Source organism: Streptomyces sp. NPDC031365 (assembly GCF_055569765.1).
Window position 1 is genome coordinate 198,391 of sequence record NZ_JBVIIM010000004.1, and the last position, 19,749, is coordinate 218,139.

Below are 19,749 nucleotides of genomic sequence, written 5' to 3' on the forward strand. Positions count from 1 at the left end.
TGCGGGGGCACATGGCAGCAACAGTCACCGACGGAACGGCTCGCGACGAGGTGGACAGCGGCAGGGGAGGCGGGACCTTGCGGACGCGCCGCACGGATCGCGGCGATGACACTCACCGGGCGGCCGCAGATCGGCACAAACGGGACGAAAGCCGCAGCGAACCGGAGTCTTGCTCCGATTCACCACCCCTGGGTCATCACACAGCGCGATCCGCGTTCCTATGATGGGCCCACGACACCGCGGGCCGCTGCGACCAGGCAGTCCGACGCGGTACAGAAGCGGCGCGATGGTGGAGGGGTCGATGACTCAGGGGGCCGGTCAGGGACCCGAGGTGGAGCGAACGGCGACGTTGCGCGACTTCCGGGTACCCGCGTACGTCCACGAGACCGGTCCGTATGCCCAGAGCACGCACCCCGGCGACGTCGCCCCGCCCTCCGAGGAGACCTACCCGGAGGGATACACGCCCACCCAGCGGGACCTCCCGGTCATCAATCGGGGCGACACTGTTCAGGTGACCGTCGCCGCCGTGCCCGACCCCGCCCCGCAGCCCGCCACCGGCCAGGGACCGCTGTACGTGGTCGGCGACGTCCACGGCTACATCGACGAGCTGCTGGCCGCCCTCCGGGAGCAGGGTCTCGTCGACTCGGCGGGCCAGTGGTGCGCCGGCACCTCGCGGCTGTGGTTCCTCGGCGACTTCACCGACCGCGGCCCGGACGGCATCGGCGTCATCGACCTCGTGATGCGGCTCTCCGCCGAGGCCGCCGCGGCCGGCGGCTACTGCAAGGCCCTCATGGGCAACCACGAACTGCTGCTGCTCGGCGCCAAGCGGTTCGGCGACACCCCCGTCAACTCCAAGGCCGGCACCGCCACCTTCCAGGCAGCCTGGCTGCTCAACGGGGGCCAGAAGACCGACATGGACCGCCTCCAGGACCACCACCTGCAGTGGATGGCCCGCCTCGACGCCGTCGAGGAGGTCGACGGCCATCTGCTGCTGCACTCCGACACCACCGCCTACCTCGACTACGGCCGTTCCATCGAAGAGGTCAACGACACGGTCCGCGAGACGATCATCCGCAACGACGCCGACGAGGTCTGGGACCTGTTCCGCAAGTTCACCAAGCGGTTCTCCTTCCGTGACGAGGGCGGCGCCGACGCGGTGCGCTCGCTGCTGGATACGTACGGCGGCACCCGGGTCGTTCACGGCCACAGCCCCATTCCGTACCTGCTGGGCGAAGTCGGCTCCGAGGACGGCGAGGACGACAGGGGCCCCGTGGTCGCGGGACCTCATGTCTACGCCGACGGACTCGCCATCGCGATGGACGGTGGCGTCACCATGGCCGGAAAACTGCTGGTCCAGCAACTGCCGCTGGGCGAATGAGTGTTCCGCCGGCCGCGTTCCGGCGGCCCGCGACCGCACCGCGCGGACGGCAATTTCGGTAAACCCCCTGTCACGGCGCACCGTCACCGCTCTACCATCGGCTTATCCGTAGCAGGCTCCCCTCCGTTTCTGCCCGACGGCTCGTCAGCATGCCGAGCCCCAAGCCCTACGGAGCATCGGGGGATGCACATGAACAGCGTTCCGCAGCACCTGCTGAGCGAGGACCGCCAGGAATACGAGCGGGTTCTCGATGAGGCGCTGCGCTCCGCCCCACAGAACCCGGAACTGGCCGCTGTCGGACGGCGGCTCAACTCGGAACAGCTGCGCACGATGGCACTCAACGCCACCGCGCTCATCACCGCGGCCGCGGCCACCGAGTACCAGCACTATGTGAAGGTCCGCGAGGAACTGCGCCGCCCACCGGCGCCATCCTCCCCGGCCGTCCGCGACTCCGGCTCCGCCGAGCCGGGCAAGGGCGCGACAGGGCTCGCCGCCACCATGGGAGAGGTCGTGGAGACGGCCGGGGCGGGCGCCGTGGCGGTGGTCGCCGTCCTGGCCCCCGTTCTCGCCGGGACGGCCGCCGCGATCTTCCTGCTGGTCGGCGCCATCCTGCGGATGGTCGACCCCCATGCCGCGTTCGCCCGGACCATGCTCACCACAGGGTGGGTGTTCGGCGCGGTGACGGCGGTCGCCATCCTCGTCGCCGCCGTGGGCCTGCTGCTCACCGCACTGCGCAACAAGCCCTCGGAGCGCGGCGGCACATACCGCGAACTCGACGGGGAGGTGAGCCGGGCCAGGGACGTTTGGCGGGAAACCCTGCTGGAGCAGGGCATCCTGCCGTTCCTGCGGGAGGCCCTCACCAACCCGGCGGCGGCCGCCGCGCTGCAGCACACGGCACCGCCCGCGCCGGCCAGTCGCATGCCGCACCTCGGGTACGACCGGCCGGGCTTCTCCAGCCCCAGTGAGGGCGCGGCCCGCGGGACCCGGCCGAGCTATTCCAGTCCGGACTACTCGAGCCCGGACTTCGGCGGCCCGGAACACCAGCCCGAGTAGTCCGGAAAGCCGGTGGCCCGTCCGTCGGCTTGCGCTCCACGCGTCGGGGCGCGAGCCCGGTGGATGGGCCGAATGCCGGTGGGCCGGATCCAGGTGCTCCGGTTCCCGGCGGACGTGCCCCCGTCGGCTCGGTTCCCGGCGGGCCGACTCTCAGAGGATGCCCGCACGCCCCGCAGCCGTGATCCACATCGGGAACTCGGACAGGAGACGGTCGTACAGTTCGGGGTCCGGCACGGTGCTGATGTCGTCGACGGCAAAGAAGCCGACGTTGTCGACGCGGCGTCCCGGCAGCGTGTCGAACCGCTCCAGCACGCCGTAGTTGGACTTGCCCAGCCCCACGAACTGCCAGAAGACGGGCTCCTCCACAGCCTCACGCAGCTCGCGTTCGATCTCCTTGTTGCGGTAGACACCGCCGTCGGAGAAGAACAGGACGAGGGTCGGAGCGGACGCGGGATGCTCCCGCACGAACGCGCGCACCTCGGCGATGACCTTCTGCTCCTCGTTCTGGATGCCGACGTCCCGCATGTCGACCTGGCTGGCCTCCAGCCCTTTCTTCCGCCCGCGCCGGAAGAGGCCCACCTCCCCCACGCGCACATGCAGCCGCAGCCACTCGGGGAGCTCGCCGAGGCGCAGATCCGGCAACCGGGCCGGGTTCGAGGCGAACGTCCACGCCTGCATCTCCCCGTCGTCGTCCAGTTGCGCCGCCACCGCGGCCATCCGTTCGACAACATCGGACACGATGCCTTTGGAGTACAGGAAGGACATGGATCCGGAGGCGTCCAGTACGAGGATGACGCGCGCGGCGACCTCGGCCGCCCCGTGCTTGCGCAGACTGACCGCCACCTGCTCCTTGCGCAGGGACAACCGCTTGCGCATGTCGACGGGCAGCCGCTCCTCACCCTTGCTGAGCCGGGGGGCGGCTGCCGGTGCCGGAGCGGGCACCGGTGCCGGAGCGGTGGGCGGGGGCGGGGGCGGAGGAGCCGACAGGGCCGGGACCGCGCCCGCTGTCGTCGTCGGTGCGGGATCGTCCACGGTGATGCCGAAGTCCGTGGCCAGCCCGGCGAGCCCGGCGGCATACCCCTGCCCCACCGCCCGGAACTTCCACTTCCCCTGCCGCCGGTACAGCTCACCGCCGATGAACGCGGTCTCTGTCCCCGCGGCCATGTCGAACCGGGCGACCTCGGCTCCCGTACCGCCATCGAGCAACCGGAGCACCAGCCCCGGCACCTGTCCGAACGTCCCGCCGTCGGCCGACGCACACAGCGCGATCCGGTCGACGGCCGGTTCGACCGCGCCCAGATCCACCTCGACGGTGTCGGTCGCGGCACCGGCGGCGCTCTGCTTCCCGAGATGCCTCACGGCACCCGACGTGTGCCGTGGCTGGTTGTAGAAGACGAGGTCCCCGTCACCCCGCACCCGCCCGGCCTCCGTGAGCAGCAACGCCGAGGCGTCAATGTCCGGCACCCCGGCCCCGGCCACCCACGCGAGCTCCACACGCACCACACGTGCATCGACGGGAAGATTGGACCCCTTGCTCATCGGACTCGCTGTCATAGAGCCAGTTTGCCCACCCGCTCAGCCGAAGGGGAGGGGGACCCGCCCGTGGGAGCGGCGCCGTCACCGGCACCGCTCCCACGCCGGAGACTCAGTCCGCGATCGGCAGGTACACCCGGTTGCCCGCTGCCGCGAACTCCTTCGACTTCTGCGCCATGCCCTGCTCGATCTCGGCGGGGCTGCCGCCGTGTTCCCGTCGAATGTCCTGAGAGATCTTCATCGAGCAGAACTTCGGACCGCACATCGAGCAGAAGTGGGCCGTCTTGGCGGGTTCCGCCGGGAGGGTCTCGTCATGGAACCCGCGGGCCGTCTCCGGGTCGAGCGCGAGGTTGAACTGGTCCTCCCACCGGAACTCGAAGCGGGCGTCGGACAGCGCGTCGTCCCATTCCTGCGCGCCGGGGTGTCCCTTGGCAAGGTCGGCCGCATGGGCGGCGATCTTGTAGGTGATGACGCCGGTCTTGACGTCGTCACGGTTGGGCAGGCCCAGGTGCTCCTTGGGTGTGACATAGCAGAGCATGGCCGTGCCCCACCAGGCGATCATCGCGGCACCGATGCCGGAGGTGATGTGGTCGTACGCCGGCGCGACGTCGGTGGTCAGCGGGCCGAGCGTATAGAACGGGGCTTCCTCGCAGATCTCCTGCTGAAGGTCGATGTTCTCCTTGATCTTGTGCATCGGGACATGGCCCGGGCCCTCGATCATGGTCTGGACGTGGAAACGCTTCGCCACCGTGTTGAGTTCCCCGAGTGTGCGCAGCTCCGCGAACTGCGCCTGGTCGTTGGCGTCCGCGATGGAGCCGGGCCGCAGGCCGTCGCCGAGCGAGTAGGTGACGTCGTACGCGGCGAGGATCTCGCAGAGCTCCTCGAAGTTCTCGTACAGGAACGACTCCTTGTGGTGTGCCAGGCACCAGGCGGCCATGATCGAGCCGCCGCGCGAGACGATGCCGGTCTTGCGGTGGGCGGTGAGCGGTACGTACGCGAGACGCACACCCGCATGGACCGTCATGTAGTCCACGCCCTGCTCGGCCTGCTCGATGACCGTGTCCCTGTAGATCTCCCAGGTCAGCTCCTCGGCCCGGCCGTCGACCTTCTCCAGGGCCTGGTAGAGGGGCACGGTGCCGATGGGGACGGGGGAGTTGCGCAGCACCCATTCGCGGGTGGTGTGGATGTTGCGGCCGGTGGAGAGGTCCATGACCGTGTCGGCGCCCCAGCGGGTCGCCCAGGTCATCTTCTCCACTTCCTCCTCGATGGAGGACGTCACCGCCGAGTTGCCGATGTTGGCGTTGACCTTCACCAGGAACCGCTTGCCGATGATCATCGGCTCGATCTCCGGGTGGTTGACGTTGGCCGGCAGCACCGCACGGCCCGCCGCGATCTCCTCGCGGACCACCTCGGGAGAGACGTTCTCCCGGATCGCCACGAACTCCATCTCGGGCGTGATCTCACCGCGGCGCGCGTACGCCAGTTGCGTCACCGCCTGCTCCGGGCGGCCCCGGCGCGGCAGACGTGGCCGCCCGGGGAAGACGGCGTCCAGGTTGCGCAGACCTCCGCGCGGAGAGGTGTGCTTGATTCCGTCGTCCTCGGGACGGACGGGACGGCCGGCGTACTCCTCCGTGTCACCCCGGGAGACGATCCAGTTCTCCCGTAGTGGGGCCAGTCCCCGGCGGACGTCGGTATCGACGAGCGGATCGGTGTACGGGCCCGATGTGTCGTACAGCGTGACCGACTGCCCGTTGGTGAGGTGCACCTGACGGACCGGTACCTGCAGATCGGGGCGGGCACCCTCGACGTACGCCTTGTGCCAGCCGTTGGACTTCCCGGCCTCCCCGTTCGCCGACGTCTCCGTCGGGTTGTGCGTGGAGGCAGGCGTGCGTGCGTCCTTGTTGGTCATGAGACCTACTCCCTACGCCGGCATTACCCGGTAACAGGTTCGGCGGTCGACGCAGCGGTTTCCGTCTGCCGACGTTCCGTGTGAAACATCACTCGACTTCGGTGATGTTTCATGTGAAACATCGCTGGGACGGAGGTCAGCGCCCTCTCAGCCCGGTGCTCCGAGCTCCCGCGTGTACAAAAGGTGCCCCCACGCTAGCGTCATTCCTGGCGCGGTGAACAGAGGGCCCTCTCGCTTCTTGCGATGATCGGGCGGTGACCCCGACTCAACCTCCCCCGTATCCACCACCCGAACCACCGCACGGCGCCGGAAGCGGGCACGTGCCCGGACAGGGGCACGGGCACAGTCACAGCCACGGCCCTGCGGCACCCGTCTCCCAGCATCTGCGCAAGGTCATCGCGGCGGTCCTGATCCCGTTCGCCGCGGCGGTGCTGATCGGACTCGCCGTGCTGTGGCCGGGCGGCGCACCGGCGCACGAACGCACCGGTGTCGGCTTCGACCGGCAGACTCAGCACGCCACGGTCACGAAGGTGGTCGAGTTGAGCTGCCAGTCCGTGAACGCCTCCGGTGGCGTGCCGACCGGTGACACCTCCACCGCGGAGGGCTCCTCCGCCCAGCAGCAGGCGGACGGGACCTGCAAGAGGGCGACGATCCGGGTCGACACCGGTGACGACAAGGGCCGTACGTTCAACGAGATCGTGCAGCCGGACCAGTCCCGTCAGCTGAAGCAGGGTCAGGAGGTCGTGGTCGCCTACGAGCCCTCCGCGCCCGAGGACCTGCAGTACTCGGTCACCGACGTGAACCGGCGTTTCCCCATGGCGCTGCTCGCCGGCATCTTCGCGCTCGCCGTCGTGGCGGTGGGACGCCTGCGCGGTGTCATGGCGCTCGTCGCCTTGGCCGTCAGCTTCCTGGTGCTGAACCTCTTCATCCTGCCGGCCATCCTCCAGGGGTCGAACCCGCTGGTCGTGGCGGTGGTGGGAGCGAGCGCGATCATGCTGCTCGCCCTGTATCTCTGCCATGGGCTCTCGGCACGCACATCAGTGGCGGTGCTCGGCACACTCATCTCGTTGCTGCTGATCGGCGTCCTGGGGTCGGTGTTCATCGGCTGGGCCGCGCTCACCGGCAACACCGACGACAACACCGGTCTGATCCACGGGCTGTATCCCGGGATCGACATGAGCGGTCTGCTGCTGGCCGGGGTGATCATCGGTTCGCTCGGGGTCCTCGACGATGTGACGGTCACCCAGACGTCCGCGGTCTGGGAGCTGCACGAGGCCAATCCGTCGATGGGTCGGCGCGGGCTGTACCGCGCGGGCATCCGTATCGGCCGCGATCACATCGCGTCCGTGGTCAACACGCTGGTCCTCGCCTATGCGGGCGCCGCGTTGCCGCTGCTGCTGCTGTTCTCCATCGCGCAGAGCAGCGTGGGGACGGTCGCCAACAGCGAGCTGGTCGCGGAGGAGATCGTGCGCACCCTGATCGGCTCGATCGGTCTGGTCGCCTCGGTGCCGGTCACCACCGCGCTGGCCGCACTGGTGGTCTCGGCCGACCGTCCGGCAGCGCAGGCACAGGCACAGGCGACGTCACAGGCACAGGGGCACACGCAGGGGCATGGGCAGTTGCCCGATGCCCGGCCGGCCCCGGGGCGCGGTGGACGGGGCAGGCGCCGCAAGCGATGAGGCGCCCGTGGAGTGGGGCGGGACGCGCTGAAGCGTTCCGCCGCACCTGCGGGCCGGCCGACGCAACGCCTCAGCCGGCGCTCTGCTCCGCCAGAATCCGGTCCAGCGCGTCGTCGAGGTGGGCGTCGAAGTCGGCGAGAGCCCCCTCCTGGCCCAGCGGCACCAGCTTGTCGGTGCGGTCGAGGAAGGCCACGAGCGGTGCGGTCGACGAGCGGAAGAGCGCCTGGTCGCTGCCGACCTGAAGCTGGATCAGCACCTCGCCCAGCATGTCGGGGTCGACCGGTGAGACCCGCACATCGCCCTCACCACACGGTCGGCCGACGCCGTCGATCAGCAGTTCCCGGCCGAAAGCCCATGTCACGGGCGCGTCTCCGGGCAAGTGGAAGGTCAGGCGCACGGCGTAGGGATCACAGGTGTCATAGCGCAGCTCCACCGGGATGCGAAAGGACAGCTCCTCGGACACGAGAAAGCTCATCATGACCTCTGCCTGTACGGATTCGCGCATTGCCTACCCCGTCATTCGCCGCGGACTGGCCGGGCATGGACCCTGACACTAGAGGAAATCTTGCTGAACGTACACAGCAGATCACAAGGAGTGAGTTTTCAGATACTGATAGACAGCGCGAGCGACCCGAGCAGGCGCCCCAGTTCGCCCTGCAGACGCTGGGCCGCGGGAAGGAGCCGGTCGGCCTGATGGGCGGGCAGCGAGATGGCCATCGACGCCGCCGTGGTGCCGACGGTGATCGGGATGGCCGCACACACCGTTCCCAGGGCGTATTCCTGACGCTCCATCACCAGCTCCATGCGCCGGGTCCGGTCCAGACGCCGGAGCAGGCTGTGATCGTCGCGCACGGTGTACGGCGTGACGGGGCGCACGGGATAGCGGCTCAGATGGTCGCGGCGGGCCTCTCCCTCCAGTTGGGAGAGTAGGCACTGTCCGATGGCGTGGGCATGGCCCGTTTCCCTGAAGTCGGCCCATTCCTCGACCGCGGGATTGCCCGGGGTGTCCGAGACGCAGATGACGTCGATCTCGCCCTCGCGGTACACCGCGTAGTACACGGGGACGCCGATCGCGTCCCGCCAGCGGGCGAGGGTGTCGACGAGCTTGCTGCGACGTTTCTGCTGTGCTCCGCTGCCGCTCAGCCGTTCAGCCGCCTCTCCCAGGAAGAACAGTCCCTTGTCACGGCGCAGATAGCCCTCGTGCACCAGGGTGCGCAGCAGGTGGTACGCGGTGGGCAGCGCCAGCCCGGTCTCGCGGGCCAGCTGTTTGGCGGGAGCCCCGCACGCGTGCCCGGCGACGGTCTCCATCAGGCGCATGGCGCGCTGCACGGAGCCGATGAGGGTCGCGGTGGGAGCTGGGGGTGCGGGCGCCGAGGAGCGGGGCTGCGGGGGGACCGCGGCCAGATGGGCGGAGGCGGTGCCAGTCGTGGCCAAGGGTCACTCCCGAAACGCGAGGGGGCAGCCCGTGCGGGGAACACGGGTGTGGGGTCGCCGCTCGCGGGGATCGTCCCCGCGTCGAGTTCCGGACTCTAACGGGCTGTCACCGCACGCAGACGGCCCGCCGGGAAACTTCCCCCGCCCGAGGGAACCGGTGATTCCTGTTACCGCCTCACCGGTCCCCCTCGGCTCACCAGTCGCCGCGCGACGAGGAACTCGACGTGAACTTGCGCACGACGTAGATCAGACCGCCGACCAGCGCCACGAACACCAGCAGTTTGAAGAGCAGGCCGATGACGAATCCGACCACGCTCGCTATCAGCCCGCCGAACACCACCAGCGCGATGACCGGCACCGCGATCCACTTCATCCACCACGGCAGTCCGTCGAAGATCTCTCGCATCGCCCTTGTCCTTGTCTCTCCGCCCGTCGAGTGCCGGGGCGCGTCGATGATGTCCTGCACTTGATGCTAGGGCGGCGGGTGGTCCGGTGGGGGCCTCGGATCCCTTGTCCTCCCCTGACCGATCCCCTAGGGAACCCGGAGTGCCCGGCTCAGCTCTCGGGGGGAGAGAACACCACCAGGACCCGCAGATCCTCGCTGATGTGATGGAACTTGTGGGCCACGCCGGCCGGGACGTACACGACGCTGCCGCGTGCCACCTGTGTGGTCTCCATGCCGACGGTGATCGACGCGCGGCCGCTGACGACGAAGTACACCTCGTCCTGGTTGTGCGGCTGCTGCGGATCCTGGACGCCGGCGTCCAGGGCGTAGAGGCCGACCGACATGTTCCGCTCCCGCAGGAACTGCAGGTACGCCCCGTCGTTGGCGGCGCGTTCCGCCTCCAGTTCGTCCAGCCGGAATGCCTTCATCTCCAGGTCCCGCCCCCACCTCACTGCTCAAGCCCGATCGCGTCTGTCACGATCAGACACATGATGAATTTCCTAGTCAAGACGATCGCCAACGCGGGTGCCCTGGCAGTAGCGGTGTGGTTGCTCGACAAGATCACCCTGACCGGTGACAGCACGGGCAAGGAGATCGGTACCCTGCTCCTGGTCGCTCTGATCTTCGGCGTGGTGAACTTCCTGGTCAAGCCCGTTGTGAAGCTACTGAGCCTTCCTCTGCTCATTCTGACCCTCGGACTGTTCACCCTGGTGGTGAACGCTCTGATGCTGCTGCTCACCTCCTGGCTCGCCGACCAGCTCGACCTGAGTTTCCACGTGGAGGGCTTCTGGACGGCCGTACTGGGCGGGCTGATCATCTCCGTCGTGTCGTGGGCGCTCAACGTCGTGCTGCCCGATGGGGACTGAGTGCGATGACCTACCGCGTCTGCTTCGTCTGCACCGGCAACATCTGCCGCTCGCCGATGGCCGGATCCGTCTTCCGCGCGCGGGTGGCGGAGGCCGGTCTCGACGGCCTGGTCGAGGTGGACAGTGCCGGTACGGACGGCTGGCACGAGGGCGAGGGTGCCGACCCCCGTACGGAGACTGTGCTGCGCGAGAACGGCTATGACGCCGTTCATACGGCTCGGCGGTTCGCCACGTCCTGGTTCACCCGCCTCGATCTCGTCGTCGCGCTCGATTCCGGGCACCTCAGGGCACTGCGACGCCTTGCCCCCACGGAGCAGGACGCGGACAAGGTGCGTCTGTTGCGTTCGTATGACCCCGCCGCCGGCGACGACCTCGACGTACCGGATCCCTACTACGGGGATGCCGACGGATTCAGCACATGTCTTGAGATGGTGGAGGCGGCGATCGACGGGCTGCTCGCCACGGTACGTGCGCGCGTGGAAGGACAGGCTGCATGAACGATGTGACGACGGGCACGGGCCACGGCCCGGCCCTGCCCGACGGGGCGGGTGACGGCACCCGCGCGGTGCGGGCCGGGCTGCCCGAGCCGGTCAAGCACGAACCGACCCTGCCCGGTCCCGTGTTCGCGGCCCACTTCCATCTGCCGGGCGACCCCACCGGCCCGTACACCTACGGCCGGGACGAGAACCCGACCTGGACGCTGCTGGAACGGGCCATCTGCGAGCTGGAGGCGCCCGGGCGGGACGATGTCGAGGCACTGGTGTTCGCCTCGGGCATGGCGGCGGTCTCCTCGGTGCTCTTCTCCCAGCTGCGCGCCGGGGACGTGGCCGTCCTGCCGGACGACGGCTACCAGGCCCTTCCCCTGGTGCGCACCCAGCTGGAGGCGTTCGGGATCGAGGTGCGCACCGCTCCCACGGGCGGTGACGCCCAGCTCGAGGCCCTCGACGGTGCGAAGCTGCTGTGGATCGAGACGCCCTCGAATCCGGGGCTTGACGTGTGCGACGTACGACGGCTCGCCGATGCGGCACACGCGCAGGGCACCCTTGTCGCCGTCGACAACACCCTCGCGACGCCGCTCGGCCAGCGTCCGCTGGAGCTCGGCGCCGACTTCTCGGTAGCAAGCGGCACCAAGCAGTTCACCGGGCACGGCGATGTGCTCCTGGGATACGTCACCGGTCGCGACGCCGACGCCATGGCCGCCGTCCGGCGCTGGCGCAAGATCGCCGGAGCGATTCCCGGCCCCATGGAGGCCTGGCTGGCGCACCGCTCGGTCGCCACGCTCCAGCTGCGTGTCGACCGGCAGAACGCCACCGCGCTGACGCTCGCCCGGGCGCTGCGGGAACGCTCGGAGGTGACAGGGCTGCGCCACCCGGGACTGCCTGACGACCCCTCGCACACGATTGCCTCGCAGCAGATGCGACGCTACGGATGCGTGGTGTCGTTCACACTGCCCACGCGCGCGCGTGCGGACCGTTTCCTCGACGCGCTGCGGCTCGTGGACGACGCGACCAGCTTCGGCGGCGTACGGTCCACGGCGGAGCGGCGTGGACGCTGGGGCGGTGACGCGGTACCGGAGGGCTTCATCCGCTTCTCGGTGGGTGCCGAGGACCCGGCGGACCTGGTGGCGGACGTGCTGCGGGCCCTGGACGCATCAGCCACCTGACCAGCCGCTGCGGCCGGCGGCCCCGGCCGTCCGGCGCACTGCGGCGGACGGTCCGAGCCTCCCCCCTCGTGGCTCGGACCGTCCTCGGTTCTGCGCGCGAAGAACCGCGCGACCAAGGCTAGTTGACTCAGTGTCAGTGTCCAATCACAGTAACGACAGCGACCTATCGACTTATTTATAGTTGGCTGCCTCCGGCCTGCAGCGGGGGCCGACCAAGGAGGATGTGCCGTGGATCTGGCCTTGCTGCGGACCTTTGTGACCGTGCACCGGGCCGGCTCCTTCACCCGTGCCGCCGCCCTGCTCGGGCTGTCCCAGCCGGCCGTCACCTCGCAGATACGGACGCTGGAGCGGCAGCTGGGACGTCCCCTGTTCCTGCGCCAGGCACGCGGTGTGACACCGACGACCATCGGAGACGAGCTCGCCCACAAGGCCGCCCCGCATCTCGACGCCCTGGTGGAGATAGCCGAGTCCGGGCCGGAGGAGGACTCGTTCCTACGGACGCTGCATCTGGCCGGCCCTCCGGAGTTCACCGCCGAGCGGGCGTTACCCGCGCTCACGGAGCTGACCAGGGAGGACGGTCAGGGTTTCGCCCTGCGCGCTTCCTTCGGAACCGCGGAGGAAGCCCTGGAAGGGCTTGCCGCCGGACATCATGATCTGGCCATCAGCACGGTCCGCCCGCGCGGCGCCCTGCTCTCGGCGACTGCGCTCTGCGACGAGGAGCACGTCCTGGTCGCCGCCCCGCGCTGGGCCGAGCGGATCGGATCCGGCACGCTCCGCAGGACCGGTGCGTCCGTCCTGGAACAGGTCCCGGTGGTCGAGGTGCACGAGTCGCTGCCGTTCGTCGCCCGCTACTGGGCGTCCGTCTTCGACACCCGCCCGGTCGCCCCGGGCGCCGTCGTCGTCCCAGATCTACGCGCGGTGCTGGCCTGCGCCACTGCGGGCGCGGGACTGGCCGTGCTGCCACGCTACCTGTGCGCGGATGCGCTCGAGCAGGGAGATGTGATCGCTCTGCATGAACCGGCGGTGCCTCCGCTGCGCACCTACTTCCTGGTGGTCCGCACCGGCACGCTGGCAATGCCGCACATCGCCCGGGCCCACGAGTGGCTGGAGCAGGCGGCGACCGACTGGTGCTGACCCGGCCAGGCCGGTCTCATCGCTGACATGGGCCCGTGGGATCGCACGATGTTTCACGTGGAACCAGCCGGGCCACATTTCCCCCATGACCGTCCGACCCGTGGTCAAGCGCACCGCCCGAGCCGTTCTGCTGGACGGCGAGAACCTGATTCTGATCAAACGCACCAAACCCGGCATGGATCCCTACTGGCTCACGCCGGGCGGTGGTGTGGAGCCGGAGGACCCAACCGTCGTGGACGCCCTGCACCGGGAGGTGTACGAGGAACTCGGCGCGAAGATCACCGATGTGGTGCCTTGTTTCGTCGACACCGTGGAGCACATCGGCGAGGACGGCGGTGCCACCGGTGTGAAGGTGCAGCACTTCTTCGTATGCCGTCTGGGATCCATGGACCCGTCCCTGCGCCATGGTCCGGAGATCGACGAACCCATTGGTGAGTACGAGATCGTCCGCGTGCCGTTCACCCGTGTCGGCATCGCTTCCGTCCACCTCGTACCGCTGTCCCTACGGCACTATCTGGACGGCAACATCGAGGGCGTGCGCGCGATGCACGCCCCCGATCTCTGCTGACCCCGGCGCTCACGCGCATGGCCGAAAGCCCGCACGAGTCTGCCCAAACAGGTGGACGCCGGAGCCCCCTGTCGGACAGCCTGACCTGCGTGCCGACACCTTCCCTTGACTCATCACCCATCCGCCGTCTGACGCTCCGCGATCTCATCGCCTGCGCCGACTTGTCCGAGGACAGGGGGTGGCCACGCGAGGAGCACAAGTGGGGTCTCCTCCTCGCGGCCGGGAAGGGATACGGCATCGACGACTCCGGCGGTGGTCTGGTGACCGCCTGCGTGGTCACCGAGTACGGGCCGCAGCGGCAGCCAGCTTTCGCGGCCGTCGGCATGGTCCTGGTCGCCGAACGGCATGCGCGCCAGGGCGTGGGACGCCGGTTGATGCGTCACATCGTCGCGGCGATGGGAACCACCCCTCTCACCTTGCATGCGACTCCGTCCGGCCGCCCGCTCTACGAGGAGCTCGGCTTCAAGGTCATCGGCCGGGCCGAGATGCTGCGGGGCCACTTCGTATCCACAGGTGAGCGGCAAGAAGTCACCACCCGTGCCGCGACGGCGCAGGACCTTCCGGCGATTCTCCGGCTCGACGAGGAGGTGTTCGGGGCGGACCGGACGCACATCGTCACCCGGTTGCCCGCCTTCGCCGATCAGTTGCGCGTCGCCGAGGAGGGCGGGCGACTCATCGGTTACGCGGCCGCCTGGCCCAACATGGACAGCCACGTCGTGGGCCCACTGATCGCCCGTGACACCCAGACGGCCAAGGCACTGCTCGCGTCCCTCGCCGAGCGGACCGGGCGGCCTCTGCGCACCGACATCGATGTGCGGCACGAGGAGCTGGTGGACTGGGCGAAGGAACACGGGCTGGCGTCCGTCGCGTTCAACGCCGTCATGGCGTACGGGATCACGGAGCTGCCCGGCGACTGGAATCGGCGGTTCGCCCCGGTGACGGTCGCGGCGGGCTGACGCCCACGGACACGACGACGCCGGCCCCGAGAGCTCGGGCCGGCGTCGCTGTGTTCCCCGAGGTACCTCGTCAGGCGAGAGCCTCCACCGCGGCCGTGGCGACGGCGGGTCCTGCTCGGGAGTGGGTGCGGCCCTGGCCCGTGCTGCTTCACGGTGCTGTGGTCAGTGAGTGATCGCGGTCGGCGTCCGGTGGGTGCCGGACCGGCGCCCGAAGTGCCCACGCCTTCGCGGCGCTCGAGAGCGGCGGAGACGAAGGCCAGCGCCAGGGCGGCTACGGCAAGGACGGCCCCGACCCAGTTGGGTGCGGTGTAGCCGAGGTCGGCCGCGATCACCAGGCCGCCGAGCCATGCGGCCAGCGCGTTGCCGAGCTTGAACGCGCCGATATTGACGGCCGAGGCCAGGGTGGGGGCACCGTGGGCGTGGTCGAGAACCCGCTTCTGCAGGGGCGGCACCGTGGCGAATCCCAACGCGTCGATGAGGGCGATGGTGACGGCGGCGGCGACCACCGAGCCGATGCCGAAGAAGGCGCCGTGTGCCAGCGAGGCGACTACCCGTCCGGCCAGCATGAGACCGAAGGAGAGGACCATCGCCGAGAGGAGGTTCCCGGCGACGAACAGTCCCATCAGCAGCATCAGCATCCGCTTGCGGGAGACCTTGGTGCCGAGCACGGTTCCATATACGTGCGAACACACTATAGACGCTATCGCAATAATTGTGTACGTGCATTAGCCGCAAACGCCGACTATTGCGAGGGTGCTCTACCCTGGAGTCCAGGAGTGCCTGGACGGAGGAAACCCGTATGACAGCCACGGACCCCGCGCTCACCGCCCCGGCTCAGGGCTGGTGCGCACTCTCCCTGCTGCACGGGAGGATCGAGGCGCACATCGAGCGCGCCCTTCAGAGCCGGCACGATCTGAGCGTGCGGGAGTACTCCCTGCTCGACGTGCTGAGCCGACAGCACGACGACGAGGGTGGCCATCTGCAGATGAAGCAGGTCGCCGACGCGGTCGTGCTCAGCCAGAGCGCCACCACTCGCCTGGTCACCCGGCTCGAGGACCGCGGTCTGCTGGAGCGCTATCTGTGTCCCACCGACCGGCGCGGTATCTACACCAATGTCACCGAGGCCGGTCTCAAGCTTCTGGAAGAGGCGCGGCCGACCAATGACATTGCTCTGCGCGAGGCGCTCGACGAGGCGGCGAGGAACCCCGAGCTGGCCCCGCTGGTCCGGGCCGTGGAAACACTGAAGGCGCCGGTGCCCGCATAGGGTGCCGATATGGGAGATCTTGAGATACGAGCCGCAGTCGCCGACGATCTTCCGGCGATCGTCGGCATGCTCGCGGACGACCCCCTGGGCGCACGGCGCGAGTCACCGGACGACCTCGGTCCGTACCTGACCGCTCTGGAGCGCCTCACCTCTGATCCGAACCAGCACCTGGTGGTCGCGGTCCGCGACGGACGCGTCGTCGGCACGCTGCAGCTCACGATCGTTCCGGGACTGTCCCGCCGGGGCTCCACCAGGGCGATCATCGAAGGCGTTCGCATCCACGCGGACGAACGCGGCAGCGGCCTGGGCACCCGGTTGATCGAGTGGGCCATCGGCACATCCCGCCGCGAGGGGTGCCGATTGGTTCAGCTCACATCGGACAACACCCGTGCCGAGGCCCACCGCTTCTACGAACGGCTCGGATTCACCGCCTCCCACGTGGGCTTCAAGCTGCCGCTGTGACCTTGCGCCCGGGCCATGTTTCACGTGAAACATGGCGTCGTCGAGGCTCTCCGCGATAGGGAGCTAGCCGATACCCCGCCATCCCTCGGGGTCCACTCCGCCGGGCACCGGAGCTCCCTCCTCGTACGGCTGACGCGTAAACACGAACGACCCCAGGTCGAGATGACTCACCCCTCCATCCGGCCGCCGTACGGGCTTCAGGAGTTCTCCGGCGTAGTACCCCTCCAGTCCCAACCACGTCCCGTCCCCGTTCGGGCGGAAACGTGAGCGCCGGCCGTTGCCGGACAGTGGCTCCAGCGCAACGATCCCCTCGGCCGAAAGCCGCAGCGCAAAGGCGTACGTCCCCCAGTACCACTGGCCCACCAGTTCCAGTACCGACGGTTCGGCCTCCCGCAACGGCTCCCAGGGAGCGGGGATACGTGGTTCCGTCTGGGCGACGATCCGGACGAGGTCAGCGGCAACCGTGAACGGCGCCGGCCCGGACGTGCAGTTGGTCAGGACGACCGCGCTCACATCGTCCGCCACGCTGATCGTCAGACAGGCAAGGAAGCCCGGAAGCGATCCGGTGTGCCCGACCAGAGCGCGCCCGTGCTGATGGCGAAGCTCCAGGCCCAGGCAGTACGCGTAGCCGTCAGCCACATCCGCCGCCTCGACCGGTGTTGCCGGGGTCCTCATGTCCCGCAAGGACCCGACGCTCAGCACTCGCTCGTCACCCCGGGTCAGGAAGACCGCGAAGCGCGCCAAGTCACCTGATGTGGACCACAGTTGACCGGCGGGTGCCATCACTCCGAGATCTTCCAAGGGCTCGGGCATCATCACATCCGCCCACGGATGCACCGCCCAGCCACCCGCATGCGGAGCCTCCGGTCGCCCGCTCGTGCGGCGCAGGCCCAGCGGTTCGAGCACTTCCCGCCGGAGAACCTCTTCCCACGGGGCGCCGCGGAGCCTCTCGACCAGGGCGCCGAGCAACGCGTATCCAGGGTTCGAGTAGTGGAACCGCCGGCCCTCGGGCCGCATAAGCGGCCGTTCGCCCAGCACATCGGCAAGGCCGGGCCGCAAGGACCCGGGCGTCCGCTCCCACCAGGGGCCGGGTGTCTCGGCGGCCAGCCCACCACTGTGCGACAGCAGTTCGATGATCGTTGTGTCACCGGCACCCGTACCCGGCAGGTGCTTCTCCAGGGAATCGGAGAGATCCAGCACTCCCTCGTCGCGCAGCCGGAGCACCAAGACCGCGGTGAAGGTCTTGGTGATCGAACCGATCCGGTACTGCACGTCATCGTCCGGGGCGTGCCCCTCCACCGAGGTCCGCGCCCCGGTCCACACCACCTTCCCGCCCCGCACCACAGCCGCGACGAGCGAGGGCGTACGCCCCTCGCTCTGGGCGACGGCGATCCGGTGCAGCAGGGCGCGCCGCGTGCCGGGCAGCAGTTCTTCCTCGGGTGTCGTCATGTCCTCAGTCCAGCACGGTTGCCCGACGAGGAGTGGTGATGACCACCGGTCAGGTCTGCGCCATGTCGACGAAGCGCGAGTAGTGCCCCTGGAAGGCGACCGTGATCGTCGCCGTCGGGCCGTTTCGGTGCTTCGCCACGATCAGGTCGGCCTCACCAGCACGGGGGGACTCCTTCTCATAGGCGTCCTCGCGGTGCAGCAGGATGACCATGTCGGCGTCCTGCTCAATGGAGCCCGACTCACGCAGGTCGGAGACCATCGGCTTCTTGTCGGTGCGTTGCTCGGGGCCACGGTTGAGCTGGGAGAGCGCGATGACCGGGACCTCAAGCTCCTTGGCGAGCAGCTTGAGGTTACGGGACATGTCCGAGACCTCCTGCTGGCGGCTCTCGGCACGCTTGGAGCCGCCGGACTGCATCAGCTGCAGGTAGTCGATGACGACCAGCTTCAGATCGTTGCGTTGTTTCAGACGACGGCACTTGGCGCGGATCTCCATCATCGACAGGTTCGGGGAGTCGTCGATGTAGAGCGGCGCCGCGGAGACGTCCGGCATCCGGCGCGCCAGGCGCGTCCAGTCCTCGTCGGTCATCGTGCCGGAACGCATGTGGTGCAGGGCGACGCGAGCCTCGGCGGACAGCAGCCGCATCGCGATCTCGTTGCGCCCCATCTCGAGCGAGAAGATGACGCTGGGGAGGTTGTTCTTGATGGACGCGGCCCGGGCGAAGTCCAGGGCGAGCGTCGACTTGCCCATTGCGGGACGCGCCGCGATGACGATCATCTGACCCGGGTGCAGACCGTTGGTGAGCGAGTCGAAGTCGGTGAACCCGGTGGGTACCCCGGTCATCTCACCGCTACGCGATCCGATCGCCTCGATCTCGTCGAGGGCGCCCTCCATGATGTCGCCGAGCGGCAGATAGTCCTCGCTGGTGCGCTGTTCGGTGACGGCGTAGATCTCCGCCTGCGCGCGGTTGACGATCTCGTCCACGTCGTCGTCGGCCGCGTATCCCATCTGGGTGATGCGGGTACCTGCTTCGACCAGGCGACGCAGCACGGCGCGCTCGTGCACGATCTCCGCGTAGTACGCCGCGTTCGCCGCAGTGGGGACGGTCTGGACGAGGTGGTGCAGATAGGAGGCCCCGCCGACCTTGTTGATCTCGCCGCGCTTGGTCAGCTCCGCGGCGATCGTGATGGGGTCGGCCGGCTCTCCCTTGGCATAGACATCGAGGATGGCCGTGTAGACGGTCTCGTGGGCCGGCTTGTAAAAGTCGTGGCCCTTGAGGATCTCGACCACGTCGGCGATGGCGTCCTTGGACAGCAGCATGCCGCCCAGGACCGACTGCTCGGCATCGAGGTCCTGCGGTGGCACCCTTTCGAACGCGGAGCCGCCACCCTCCCACTCACTGCTGTCCTTGCCGCGGTCGTGCTGCTCGTCACGGCCCTTGCCGCGGTCGTCGCGACGGCGGGAGGCGGGCAGACGATCGCTGGGACCGCTGTCGGCCCACGGGTCGTCCAAGGGCTCGGAAATGCTCACCGAGCCACCTCCTCCCGTCCGCCGAGCGGACCTCGCCGCGCCCCTTTGTTCTACGGCACGGCACTGACAAATAAGAAGCCCAACTCCGGTTGTCGCGCGCCGGTTTTGTGGCGTTTGTGAAACCGGCGGACGGAGCGGGCGCCGGACCACCGTAGGCCCGTCGGCACCGTCAGCCAATCTGGTTATCCACAGGGCATGTGGACGACCGGCCCAATGCTGTGGAGAACTGCACGAAACCTGTGCATGAGCCGGTGGACAGCCCTGTGAACAAGCCCGGATCTTCCCGCCGCGAAAGCTCCTGACCTGTATGTTTGCCGTCCACTGGCTGTGCAGAAGAAAAACTTCCCCAGTCGGATCAAGATCGCTTCATGCGGTGTACCCAAGCCCACACCCTGAGCCACGACGTAAGGGCCAAGAAAGCATTGCAT

Annotated in this window: 19 protein-coding genes and 1 pseudogene; 11 read left to right on the forward strand and 9 right to left on the reverse strand. The window is 68.8% G+C overall.

Translation table 11 applies throughout. The annotated features are described in order from the left end of the window. Positions 1-286 precede the first annotated feature (286 nt). Both ACZ5C2_RS08830 and ACZ5C2_RS08835 read left to right on the forward strand, forming a co-directional pair. The gene (locus ACZ5C2_RS08830) at positions 287-1,378 is read left to right on the forward strand and encodes a metallophosphoesterase (RefSeq protein ID WP_468788112.1); all 1,092 of its coding nucleotides are present in this window, start codon (positions 287-289) and stop codon (positions 1,376-1,378) included. Between the two features lie 183 nt (positions 1,379-1,561). Continuing rightward, complete coding sequence (locus ACZ5C2_RS08835) at positions 1,562-2,431, forward strand: hypothetical protein (RefSeq protein WP_468788114.1); 870 nt, start codon at positions 1,562-1,564, stop codon at positions 2,429-2,431. Between the two features lie 150 nt (positions 2,432-2,581). Here ACZ5C2_RS08835 and ACZ5C2_RS08840 read toward each other — a convergent pair whose 3' ends face one another. Together ACZ5C2_RS08840 and thiC are read right to left on the reverse strand one after the other, a co-directional pair. Beyond that, positions 2,582-3,985: a VWA domain-containing protein gene (locus ACZ5C2_RS08840; RefSeq protein WP_468788116.1), complete on the reverse strand. Its 1,404-nt coding sequence runs from the start codon at positions 3,983-3,985 to the stop codon at positions 2,582-2,584. A 91-nt stretch (positions 3,986-4,076) separates the two neighbouring features. After that, positions 4,077-5,873 (reverse strand): phosphomethylpyrimidine synthase ThiC, encoded by a 1,797-nt coding sequence (gene thiC / locus ACZ5C2_RS08845; protein WP_468788118.1) that lies wholly within the window; start codon positions 5,871-5,873, stop codon positions 4,077-4,079. A gap of 254 nt (positions 5,874-6,127) precedes the next feature. Between thiC and ACZ5C2_RS08850 the strand changes: the two genes are divergently transcribed. Then, positions 6,128-7,552, forward strand: a complete 1,425-nt coding sequence (locus tag ACZ5C2_RS08850; protein WP_468788120.1) for a YibE/F family protein — start codon at positions 6,128-6,130, stop codon at positions 7,550-7,552. Between the two features lie 70 nt (positions 7,553-7,622). On the opposite strand, the gene ACZ5C2_RS08855 is transcribed toward ACZ5C2_RS08850, so the two are convergent. The 4 genes from ACZ5C2_RS08855 to ACZ5C2_RS08870 all read right to left on the reverse strand — a co-directional run bounded on the left by ACZ5C2_RS08855 (position 7,623) and on the right by ACZ5C2_RS08870 (position 9,859). Continuing rightward, the gene (locus tag ACZ5C2_RS08855; RefSeq protein ID WP_468788122.1) at positions 7,623-8,057 is read right to left on the reverse strand and encodes an SsgA family sporulation/cell division regulator; all 435 of its coding nucleotides are present in this window, start codon (positions 8,055-8,057) and stop codon (positions 7,623-7,625) included. Between the two features lie 98 nt (positions 8,058-8,155). Then, on the reverse strand, positions 8,156-8,881 hold the full coding sequence (locus tag ACZ5C2_RS08860) for an IclR family transcriptional regulator (RefSeq protein ID WP_468788546.1): 726 nt from the start codon (positions 8,879-8,881) through the stop codon (positions 8,156-8,158). Between the two features lie 298 nt (positions 8,882-9,179). Beyond that, positions 9,180-9,392 carry a DUF5326 family protein gene (locus tag ACZ5C2_RS08865; RefSeq protein WP_468788124.1) on the reverse strand — a complete coding sequence of 71 codons (213 nt, stop codon included), beginning with the start codon at positions 9,390-9,392 and terminating at the stop codon, positions 9,180-9,182. Positions 9,393-9,541: 149 nt separating this feature from the next. Continuing rightward, complete coding sequence (locus tag ACZ5C2_RS08870; RefSeq protein ID WP_468788126.1) at positions 9,542-9,859, reverse strand: cupin domain-containing protein; 318 nt, start codon at positions 9,857-9,859, stop codon at positions 9,542-9,544. Between the two features lie 60 nt (positions 9,860-9,919). Here ACZ5C2_RS08870 and ACZ5C2_RS08875 point away from each other — a divergent pair, with 60 nt between their 5' ends. The 6 genes from ACZ5C2_RS08875 (at position 9,920) to ACZ5C2_RS08900 (ending at position 14,618) form a co-directional block, all read left to right on the forward strand. Beyond that, a complete protein-coding gene (locus tag ACZ5C2_RS08875; RefSeq protein ID WP_468788128.1) occupies positions 9,920-10,297 on the forward strand; it encodes a phage holin family protein in 378 nt (125 codons plus the stop codon). Positions 10,298-10,302: 5 nt separating this feature from the next. Next, a complete protein-coding gene (locus ACZ5C2_RS08880; protein ID WP_468788130.1) occupies positions 10,303-10,794 on the forward strand; it encodes a low molecular weight protein-tyrosine-phosphatase in 492 nt (163 codons plus the stop codon). Beyond that, positions 10,791-11,960, forward strand: coding sequence for a cystathionine gamma-lyase (locus tag ACZ5C2_RS08885; RefSeq protein ID WP_468788131.1), 1,170 nt, complete (start codon positions 10,791-10,793; stop codon positions 11,958-11,960). Before ACZ5C2_RS08880 ends, ACZ5C2_RS08885 begins: the two co-directional genes overlap by 4 nt. Before the next feature lie 228 nt (positions 11,961-12,188). After that, on the forward strand, positions 12,189-13,094 hold the full coding sequence (locus tag ACZ5C2_RS08890; RefSeq protein ID WP_468788133.1) for a LysR family transcriptional regulator: 906 nt from the start codon (positions 12,189-12,191) through the stop codon (positions 13,092-13,094). A gap of 85 nt (positions 13,095-13,179) precedes the next feature. Further along, positions 13,180-13,662, forward strand: a complete 483-nt coding sequence (locus ACZ5C2_RS08895; protein WP_468788135.1) for an NUDIX domain-containing protein — start codon at positions 13,180-13,182, stop codon at positions 13,660-13,662. An 89-nt stretch (positions 13,663-13,751) separates the two neighbouring features. Beyond that, positions 13,752-14,618, forward strand: a complete 867-nt coding sequence (locus ACZ5C2_RS08900) for a GNAT family N-acetyltransferase (protein WP_468788137.1) — start codon at positions 13,752-13,754, stop codon at positions 14,616-14,618. A gap of 179 nt (positions 14,619-14,797) precedes the next feature. Here the strand turns inward: ACZ5C2_RS08900 and ACZ5C2_RS08905 are convergent. Next, positions 14,798-15,289: pseudogene (locus ACZ5C2_RS08905) on the reverse strand (MFS transporter); the annotation flags it as partial. A 128-nt stretch (positions 15,290-15,417) separates the two neighbouring features. Here ACZ5C2_RS08905 and ACZ5C2_RS08910 point away from each other — a divergent pair. Continuing rightward, the gene (locus tag ACZ5C2_RS08910) at positions 15,418-15,882 is read left to right on the forward strand and encodes a MarR family winged helix-turn-helix transcriptional regulator (RefSeq protein ID WP_468788139.1); all 465 of its coding nucleotides are present in this window, start codon (positions 15,418-15,420) and stop codon (positions 15,880-15,882) included. 9 nt (positions 15,883-15,891) lie between these two features. Continuing rightward, positions 15,892-16,344 (forward strand): GNAT family N-acetyltransferase, encoded by a 453-nt coding sequence (locus ACZ5C2_RS08915; RefSeq protein WP_468788141.1) that lies wholly within the window; start codon positions 15,892-15,894, stop codon positions 16,342-16,344. A gap of 63 nt (positions 16,345-16,407) precedes the next feature. On the opposite strand, the gene ACZ5C2_RS08920 is transcribed toward ACZ5C2_RS08915, so the two are convergent. Together ACZ5C2_RS08920 and dnaB are read right to left on the reverse strand one after the other, a co-directional pair. Then, entirely contained in the window at positions 16,408-17,793 is a 1,386-nt protein-coding gene (locus tag ACZ5C2_RS08920; RefSeq protein WP_468788143.1) for a serine hydrolase domain-containing protein, read from the reverse strand. A gap of 49 nt (positions 17,794-17,842) precedes the next feature. After that, a complete protein-coding gene (gene dnaB, locus ACZ5C2_RS08925; protein WP_468788145.1) occupies positions 17,843-19,321 on the reverse strand; it encodes a replicative DNA helicase in 1,479 nt (492 codons plus the stop codon). Positions 19,322-19,749: the final 428 nt, after the last annotated feature.

What these genes read in the sequence shown, in the direction of transcription:
- ACZ5C2_RS08875 (WP_468788128.1), top strand. Translation starts at nt 9,920, where the DNA reads ATGATGAATTTCCTAGTCAAGACGATCGCCAACGCGGGTGCCCTGGCA.
- ACZ5C2_RS08865 (WP_468788124.1), bottom strand. Translation starts at nt 9,392, where the DNA reads ATGCGAGAGATCTTCGACGGACTGCCGTGGTGGATGAAGTGGATCGCG.
- ACZ5C2_RS08895 (WP_468788135.1), top strand. Translation starts at nt 13,180, where the DNA reads ATGACCGTCCGACCCGTGGTCAAGCGCACCGCCCGAGCCGTTCTGCTG.
- ACZ5C2_RS08830 (WP_468788112.1), top strand. Translation starts at nt 287, where the DNA reads ATGGTGGAGGGGTCGATGACTCAGGGGGCCGGTCAGGGACCCGAGGTG.
- ACZ5C2_RS08835 (WP_468788114.1), top strand. Translation starts at nt 1,562, where the DNA reads ATGCACATGAACAGCGTTCCGCAGCACCTGCTGAGCGAGGACCGCCAG.
- ACZ5C2_RS08915 (WP_468788141.1), top strand. Translation starts at nt 15,892, where the DNA reads ATGGGAGATCTTGAGATACGAGCCGCAGTCGCCGACGATCTTCCGGCG.
- ACZ5C2_RS08920 (WP_468788143.1), bottom strand. Translation starts at nt 17,793, where the DNA reads ATGACGACACCCGAGGAAGAACTGCTGCCCGGCACGCGGCGCGCCCTG.
- ACZ5C2_RS08855 (WP_468788122.1), bottom strand. Translation starts at nt 8,057, where the DNA reads ATGCGCGAATCCGTACAGGCAGAGGTCATGATGAGCTTTCTCGTGTCC.
- ACZ5C2_RS08880 (WP_468788130.1), top strand. Translation starts at nt 10,303, where the DNA reads ATGACCTACCGCGTCTGCTTCGTCTGCACCGGCAACATCTGCCGCTCG.
- ACZ5C2_RS08870 (WP_468788126.1), bottom strand. Translation starts at nt 9,859, where the DNA reads ATGAAGGCATTCCGGCTGGACGAACTGGAGGCGGAACGCGCCGCCAAC.
- ACZ5C2_RS08840 (WP_468788116.1), bottom strand. Translation starts at nt 3,985, where the DNA reads ATGACAGCGAGTCCGATGAGCAAGGGGTCCAATCTTCCCGTCGATGCA.
- ACZ5C2_RS08885 (WP_468788131.1), top strand. Translation starts at nt 10,791, where the DNA reads ATGAACGATGTGACGACGGGCACGGGCCACGGCCCGGCCCTGCCCGAC.
- thiC (WP_468788118.1), bottom strand. Translation starts at nt 5,873, where the DNA reads ATGACCAACAAGGACGCACGCACGCCTGCCTCCACGCACAACCCGACG.
- ACZ5C2_RS08910 (WP_468788139.1), top strand. Translation starts at nt 15,418, where the DNA reads ATGACAGCCACGGACCCCGCGCTCACCGCCCCGGCTCAGGGCTGGTGC.